This is a genomic window from uncultured Amaricoccus sp., from assembly GCF_937858865.1.
Lineage (GTDB): Bacteria > Pseudomonadota > Alphaproteobacteria > Rhodobacterales > Rhodobacteraceae > Amaricoccus.
The window spans coordinates 1-4768 of sequence record NZ_CALLYO010000509.1; the positions used below are offsets into that span (position 1 = coordinate 1).

Sequence of the window (4768 nt, forward strand, 5' to 3'; positions counted from 1 at the left end):
GGGCGAGCCGGGCAGCGAGGGGCCGCCCCCGCCGCGGCCGGGGCCGCGGCTCGGGCCGGCGGAGAGCTGAGCGCAGCCTTGAACCGCCGGGCCGGCGGGCCCATCTCAGCCGGGCTACGGGCCGAGATCGAGCGCCAGCGCATGGACGCCGGCGGCGAGTTCGGCCGCGACGGCCTTGTGGACGGCGCGGCTGCGCTCCACCCGGCCGAGGCCGTCGAGGCTCTTCGCGCGCATCACCACGCGGAAATGGGTGTTGCCCCCTTCGCGCCAGCCGGCGTGGCCGCGGTGGTGCTCGCTCTCGTCGATCACCTCGAGCCGCTCGGGATGGAAGGCCTCGGTCAGCCGGGCGTGAAGGACATCGGCCATGCGCGTTTCAGTTGAGTTCATTATCCTCTCCTCGCCCCGGACGGGCCTTGGGCCTGCGGTGCCAAAGGTCTAAGCTCTAGCCCCCCGAGTCGCCAACGAACCCGAGGACACCTGCAGAATGACCCGCCGCTCGCCTTTCGATTTTGACATTTCGGTCTCCGCCGACAAGAAGCGGCGGGCAAGGGCGCGCGGCTTCTCCGGGGCGGTGGAGACCTCCGGGCGGCAGTGCGAGCGGCCGGGATGCAGCAAGCCGGGCAAGTTCCGCGCCCCGAAGAGCCCGGACAACCTGGACGATTTCCACTGGTTCTGCCTCGACCACGTCCGCGAGTACAATCTGAAGTGGAACTTCTTCGAGAGCCAGTCGGACGGCGAGCTCGAGCGTCAATTCGCCGCGGACAGGGTGTGGGAGCGGCCGACGCGGCCGTTCGGGCCGGCGGCGCAGCGCGGCGGCACCCAGCCGCACGCCGAGGGGCGCGCCTGGCAGCGCTTCGGCTTCAACGACCCGATGGAGCTGCTCGGCGACAAGGCGACACTCAACCCGGGGCTTAACCCGGGATCGACGGCGCGCCGCGAGCGGCGGCTGCCGCCGACCGAACGGCGCGCGCTCGAGATCCTCGACGCGCAGGACACCCAGACCAAGTCGGAGATCCGCCAGCAGTACAAGGCGCTGGTCAAGGACCTTCACCCCGACATGAACGGCGGGCGGCGCGACGACGAGGCGCGCCTGTCCGAAGTGGTCTGGGCCTGGGAACAGATCAAGGCCAGCCGCAGCTTCCGCGATTGAGCCGCGGCGCCGGAGTTCCTCAGCCGGCGGGCGCCGCCTGGTCGGACCGCACCTCCTGGAGAACCGGGGGCTGGGCTGTGCAGGCGGCGAGAAGGACGCCCGCCACGACGAGGAGAAGGCCGATCCGCGATGCCATGGTACACTCCCTTCACTGGTGACACGGGAAGGCGAGTGTCGGGTCCCGCTGCGGCTCCTGTCAAGCCGCGACCGGCGGCGGGGTTAGCGGCCTGCCGGTGCCTTGCATCGGGGACACAATTGCGACACATACCGCCTGGTGGAGGGCCCGAGTGATGGCGGACGGCAACATGGAAATGGCGGCGGAGCCGACGGTCGACCTGAGCGCGCGCGAGCTGTTCGGGATCGACACCGACATGACCGTGAAGGGCTTCGCCGAGCGGACCGACCGGGTGCCGGACGTCGACCCGACCTACCGCTTCGACCGCGACACCACGCTCGCCATCCTCGCCGGCTTCGCCTTCAACCGGCGCGTGCTGATCCAAGGCTACCACGGCACGGGCAAGTCGACGCACATCGAGCAGGTGGCCGCAAGGCTGAACTGGCCCTGCGTGCGGGTGAACCTCGACAGCCACATCAGCCGCATCGACCTGATCGGCAAGGACGCGATCAAGATCCGCGACGGGCTGCAGGTGACCGAGTTCCAGGAGGGCATCCTGCCCTGGTGCCTGAGGAACCCGGTGGCGATCTGCTTCGACGAGTACGACGCCGGGCGGCCGGACGTGATGTTCGTGATCCAGCGGGTGCTCGAGGTCGACGGCAAGCTGACGCTGCTCGACCAGAACAAGGTGATCCGGCCGCATCCCTATTTCCGCCTCTTCGCGACGGCGAACACGGTGGGGCTCGGCGACACGACCGGGCTCTATCACGGGACGCAGCAGATCAACCAGGGGCAGATGGACCGCTGGTCGATCGTGGTGACGCTCAACTATCTCGCGCACGACGCCGAGCAGGACATCGTGCTGGCCAAGTACCCCGAGTACGACACGCCGGAGGGGCGCAAGACGATCAGCCGCATGGTGACGGTCGCCGACCTGACGCGGGCGGCCTTCATGAACGGCGATCTCTCGACGGTGATGAGCCCGCGCACGGTGCTGGCCTGGGCGGAGAACGCGAAGATCTTCGGCGACATCGGCTTCGCCTTCCGGCTGACCTTCCTCAACAAGTGCGACGAGCTCGAGCGGCAGACGGTGGCCGAGTTCTACCAGCGCTGCTTCGACAAGGAGCTGCCGGAGAGCGCGGTGAGCCTGAGCCTCGGCTGAGGCTCGTGGCAACCTGCCCCGCCTGCGGCGGCAGAGGGGGCAGCGACGGCGACTATCTGCCCTGCTACAGTTGCGGCGGCCGCGGAACGGCCATGACGATCCACACGCCCTGCAACGCCTGCGGCGGCAGCGGTCGCGGATCGCAGCGGCAGTGGAACGCCTGCCCCACGTGCGGCGGCTCGGGTCGGGTGGCCGACGACCGGCCCGCCGGCGCGGCTCCGGCCAGACGCAGGGGCAAGCCGCCCGCGCGGCCGGCCGAGCCCTGGACGCGCTGGCACCTGCTGGTCGCCGGCGCGGCCTATGTCGTGATCGTTGCCTATCTGATCGAGGGTCGCGGATTGAGCGGCTGGCTGCCCTTCCTCGTCGCCGCCCTGCCCGCCCTCCTCATCGGCAAGCAGTGGAAGGCGCTCCTCATGCTGGGAGCAATCGTCGCCGGGGTGGGCCTCGTCGTGTCTCTCCTGCTCCGGAGCGGCTGGCTCGGGGGCTGACCGTCATCCGGCCGCGGACGCGTCGCGGCAGAAGTGGCAGTAGAGCGTCCGCATGATCTCGACCGCCGCGGGATGGGCGATGCGGTAGTGGAGGGTGCGATGCTCGCGCCGGACCGCGACGATGCCCTCCTCCTTCAGCCGCGCGAGATGCTGCGACATCGAGGTCTGGGCGATCCCGGTCGCCTCGACCAGCGCGCCGACGTGCATCTCGCCCCCGGCCAGGCAGCAGAGGATCATCAGCCGCTGCGGGTTGGCCAGGCCCTTGAGGAAGGCCGCCACGCCGCCGGCCTTCGCCGCCATGGTCTCGGTCAGATCGGGCGGAAGGTTCACCGTGCCCCCTTGTCGTTTCATGAACAGATAATATTATGGTTCGGTGAAATGACAACCCGACACGGACCGGAGACCGACATGGGCAGCGAGAAGGACTACAGGGAAATCATCGCCGGCATCGGTGCCTACAGCGCCGAGCTGCGGCGTGCGGTGCCGCAGGCGATGCAGGGGTTCGCCACGCTGGCGAAGGCGGCGACCGCCGCCGGCGCGGTCGACCAGAAGACCAAGGAGCTGATCGCGCTCGCGATCGGCGTGACGCAGCATTGCGACGGCTGCATCGGCTACCACGCCAAGGCGCTGGTCGAGCTGGGCGCGAGCCGCGAGGAGGTGGCGGAGACGCTCGGGATGTGCGTCTACATGGGCGGCGGGCCGGCCCTCATGTACGCGGCGGACGCGCTCCGCGCCTTCGACCAGTTCGCCACCGACCGGGCGGCGGCGGCCTGAGCCGGGAGAGGCCCGTCCGCCCCCTCGGGCGGACGGGTGCGGCGTCAGGCCGCGGCGCGCTCGGCGTCGGCGGCGCGGGCGGCGATGGTCGCGCGGGTCCACCAGTCGAGATCGTCGAGCATGGCCCTGGCGCTCGGCAGGATGTGGTCCTCGATCGCCGAGATCGGGCCGTTCTCGCCCATGGGATGCACCTTCATCAGGTCGGCGCCCATGATGTGCACCGCCGAGCGGACCGGGACCATCTGCAGCTCGATGGCGATGGTGCGCAGGTGCTCGACGGCACGCGCGCCGCCGGTCGAGCCGTAGCCGAGGGCGGCGGCCGGCTTGCGGATCCACTCGCGATAGGCCTGGTCGAGGGCGTTCTTCAGCGACGCCGGGATCGAGCGGTTGTATTCGGACGTGACGAAGATGAAGCCGTCGAAGGTGGCGAGCTTCTTCTGCCAGGCGACCGCGTTCGGATCCTGGCTCGGCGCCCAGAAGTTCGAGCTCCGCTCGTTGAAGAAGGGCAGGTGGAAGTCGCGCAGGTCGAGGAGCTCGACCTCCCAGTCGGCGCGCTGGCGGGCGAGCTCGAGGATCCAGGCGGCCGGCTTGTCCGCGAAGCGGCTGTCGCGGGTCGAGCCGATGATGACGGCGATACGGGGTTTCGTGCTCACGCTTGGTCTCCTTCTGAAACCGGTATGGAATCGACACCAAGTGTATTATCGTGCGTCCCGGGCATGGCAAGGAGGCACCGGCATGTGCCCAGGTGAGCCCCACGATACCGCCCAGTGCGAGGCGATCAGCGCGCTGCTCGCGCGGGTGGGCGACAAGTGGACGGTGCTGGTGGTGGGCGTGCTCGGCGCCGGGCCGGTGCGCTTCAACGCGCTGCGCCGGCAGATCGGCGACATCTCGCAGAAGATGCTCTCGACGACGCTGCGCAACCTCGAGCGCGACGGCTTCGTCACCCGCACGGTGACGCCGACCAACCCGCCGCAGGTGGAATACGCGCTGACCGACCTCGGCAGCGGCCTGCTCGAGCCGGTGCAGGCGCTGGCCGAATGGACCGTCGCCAACGCCGAGCGGATCGAGGCGGCGCGGCG

Annotated in this window: 8 protein-coding genes; 5 read left to right on the plus strand and 3 right to left on the minus strand. The window is 69.9% G+C overall.

All coding sequences use genetic code 11. The features are described 5' to 3' along the window. Positions 1-114: 114 nt before the first annotated feature. Positions 115-366: a BolA family transcriptional regulator gene (locus Q0112_RS14915; protein WP_297976627.1), complete on the minus strand. Its 252-nt coding sequence runs from the start codon at positions 364-366 to the stop codon at positions 115-117. Between the two features lie 118 nt (positions 367-484). Between Q0112_RS14915 and Q0112_RS14920 the strand changes: the two genes are divergently transcribed. The 3 genes from Q0112_RS14920 (at position 485) to Q0112_RS14930 (ending at position 2915) form a co-directional block, all read left to right on the plus strand. Next, a complete protein-coding gene (locus tag Q0112_RS14920; protein WP_297976629.1) occupies positions 485-1150 on the plus strand; it encodes a DnaJ domain-containing protein in 666 nt (221 codons plus the stop codon). A 290-nt stretch (positions 1151-1440) separates the two neighbouring features. Then, positions 1441-2427, plus strand: coding sequence for a cobaltochelatase subunit CobS (cobS, locus tag Q0112_RS14925; RefSeq protein WP_297976631.1), 987 nt, complete (start codon positions 1441-1443; stop codon positions 2425-2427). Positions 2428-2519: 92 nt separating this feature from the next. Beyond that, positions 2520-2915 (plus strand): hypothetical protein, encoded by a 396-nt coding sequence (locus Q0112_RS14930; protein ID WP_297976634.1) that lies wholly within the window; start codon positions 2520-2522, stop codon positions 2913-2915. 3 nt (positions 2916-2918) lie between these two features. Here Q0112_RS14930 and Q0112_RS14935 read toward each other — a convergent pair whose 3' ends face one another. Further along, the gene (locus Q0112_RS14935) at positions 2919-3245 is read right to left on the minus strand and encodes a helix-turn-helix transcriptional regulator (RefSeq protein WP_297976636.1); all 327 of its coding nucleotides are present in this window, start codon (positions 3243-3245) and stop codon (positions 2919-2921) included. A gap of 78 nt (positions 3246-3323) precedes the next feature. On the opposite strand from Q0112_RS14935, the gene Q0112_RS14940 reads away from it, so the two are divergent. Next, positions 3324-3689 carry a carboxymuconolactone decarboxylase family protein gene (locus tag Q0112_RS14940; RefSeq protein ID WP_297976638.1) on the plus strand — a complete coding sequence of 122 codons (366 nt, stop codon included), beginning with the start codon at positions 3324-3326 and terminating at the stop codon, positions 3687-3689. Positions 3690-3733: 44 nt separating this feature from the next. Here Q0112_RS14940 and Q0112_RS14945 read toward each other — a convergent pair whose 3' ends face one another. Continuing rightward, complete coding sequence (locus tag Q0112_RS14945; RefSeq protein ID WP_297976640.1) at positions 3734-4342, minus strand: NADPH-dependent FMN reductase; 609 nt, start codon at positions 4340-4342, stop codon at positions 3734-3736. A gap of 82 nt (positions 4343-4424) precedes the next feature. On the opposite strand from Q0112_RS14945, the gene Q0112_RS14950 reads away from it, so the two are divergent. Further along, on the plus strand, positions 4425-4768 hold a 344-nt coding region (locus Q0112_RS14950; protein ID WP_297976642.1), incomplete at its 3' end, for a helix-turn-helix domain-containing protein.

Excerpts from the sequence above, each read along its gene's own strand:
- Q0112_RS14940 (WP_297976638.1), top strand. The coding sequence starts at position 3,324 with ATGGGCAGCGAGAAGGACTACAGGGAAATCATCGCCGGCATCGGTGCC.
- Q0112_RS14920 (WP_297976629.1), top strand. The coding sequence starts at position 485 with ATGACCCGCCGCTCGCCTTTCGATTTTGACATTTCGGTCTCCGCCGAC.
- Q0112_RS14930 (WP_297976634.1), top strand. The coding sequence starts at position 2,520 with ATGACGATCCACACGCCCTGCAACGCCTGCGGCGGCAGCGGTCGCGGA.
- cobS (WP_297976631.1), top strand. The coding sequence starts at position 1,441 with ATGGCGGACGGCAACATGGAAATGGCGGCGGAGCCGACGGTCGACCTG.
- Q0112_RS14915 (WP_297976627.1), bottom strand. The coding sequence starts at position 366 with ATGGCCGATGTCCTTCACGCCCGGCTGACCGAGGCCTTCCATCCCGAG.